This window comes from Variovorax sp. 01T439_2 (genome assembly GCF_056398445.1).
This window is the reverse complement of sequence record NZ_JBFTPJ010001220.1, coordinates 1-1,380: the sequence shown is the minus strand read 5'-3', so window position 1 is coordinate 1,380 and position 1,380 is coordinate 1. Positions and strand designations below refer to the sequence as shown.

Below are 1,380 nucleotides of genomic sequence, written 5' to 3'. Positions count from 1 at the left end.
AGGGGGGGGTCATCGTCATCGAGCCCCTTCGCAACATGCCGCGCATCAAGGACCTCGTGGTCGATATGCGCGAGTTCTTTCAAAAGTGGAAAAAGGCGGGCAGTACCTTTGTTGGCACGGCAACACGGAATGATCCGCCGGCACGGGTGTCTCCCCAGAGCAAGAAGCGCAGGCTGGCAGATGCCGCGATCGAATGCATCAATTGCGGCGTGTGCTATGCCGCCTGTGACGTCGTCACCTGGGACAAGGACTACCTGGGACCAGCCGCGCTCAATCGTGCCTGGACCCTCTACAACGACGAACGGCATGCGGATCCCAAGGACGTTTTGCACAAGGCCACGTCCGGTGGCGGCTGCAATTCGTGCCACACGCAAGGCAGTTGCATGAAGCATTGCCCGGTCAGCCTGAGCCCGACCGGCAGCATTGCGGGACTGAAGCGAAGTGCGCTCCTGAGTTTCCTCAAGCGAGACTGAAATGGAAGCTCGCCTCTTCGCTCTTCAGCGCCTCACGGCAATGGTCATGGCGCCATTTGTCTTCACGCATGTGGGACTCATCATCTACGCGGTCCGCGGCGGACTGACCGCTGGCGAAGTCCTCTCTCGCACGCAAGGCAACTGGGTGTGGATCGCGTTCTACGGCCTCTTTGTGATCAGCGTGGCCGTCCACGTTCCGATCGGCGTGCGCAACATTCTCATCGAATGGCTGCGCCTTGGACGAAGCGCTGCGTCCCTGGTGAGCCTGGTGTTCGGCGCCGCATTGCTGTACCTGGGCCTTCGCGCCGTCGCCGCGGTGGGGGGACTGATGCCATGAAGACCGCTCGCAGCCATCAAGCGTACTGGGCCTTCCTAGGACATCGCCTCTCGGGCCTGGCGCTTGCACTCTTCCTGCCCGTCCACTTCTATGTGCTCGGCATGGCCCTGGACGAAGCACGCCTCGACCGCTTCCTGAAGCTGTCGGAGATGCCTGCGATGAAGTTCGGCGAGTGGGGACTCGTCCTGTTGCTGACACTGCACATGTTCCTTGGATTGCGTCTGCTCGCACTCGAGCTGCTTCCCTGGAGCTCCACGCGCGACGCTCGCCTGGCCTGGATTGGCTGGGGTTTTGCGGCATCGATGGCATTTGGCTTTGCGTTCATCGCGGGAGTGATTTGAAATGAACTTCGAGACTTACAAGACCGATATCCTGGTGCTGGGAACCGGTGGTGCCGGCCTGTTTGCTGCCCTGCATGCCAAGAAGGCGAATCCTTCCCTGCGCGTCACGGTCACGGTCAAGGGTTTGCTTGGAAAGTGCGGATGCACACGCATGGTCCAGGGCGGCTACAACGTGGCACTGTCGGCTGGAGATTCGGTTGAGCGGCACTTCATGGACACCATTGAGGGC

General features: G+C 60.9%; 4 protein-coding genes. All 4 read left to right on the top strand.

Annotation, left to right across the window (positions count from 1 at the left end; genetic code table 11):
* Positions 1-473, top strand: a 473-nt coding sequence (locus AC1DOC_RS33720; RefSeq protein ID WP_478131579.1) for a 4Fe-4S dicluster domain-containing protein, incomplete at its 5' end; no start/stop codon positions are given.
* Between the two features lies 1 nt (position 474).
* A complete protein-coding gene (locus tag AC1DOC_RS33715) occupies positions 475-810 on the top strand; it encodes a succinate dehydrogenase membrane anchor (protein ID WP_015865670.1) in 336 nt (111 codons plus the stop codon).
* Positions 807-1,151, top strand: a complete 345-nt coding sequence (locus AC1DOC_RS33710) for a succinate dehydrogenase (RefSeq protein WP_015865669.1) — start codon at positions 807-809, stop codon at positions 1,149-1,151. Before AC1DOC_RS33715 ends, AC1DOC_RS33710 begins: the two co-directional genes overlap by 4 nt.
* A gap of 1 nt (position 1,152) precedes the next feature.
* On the top strand, positions 1,153-1,380 hold a 228-nt coding region (locus tag AC1DOC_RS33705), incomplete at its 3' end, for an FAD-binding protein (RefSeq protein WP_478131578.1).

Coding starts and splice junctions, on each gene's coding strand:
- AC1DOC_RS33715 (WP_015865670.1), top strand. CDS start 475: ATGGAAGCTCGCCTCTTCGCTCTTCAGCGCCTCACGGCAATGGTCATG.
- AC1DOC_RS33710 (WP_015865669.1), top strand. CDS start 807: ATGAAGACCGCTCGCAGCCATCAAGCGTACTGGGCCTTCCTAGGACAT.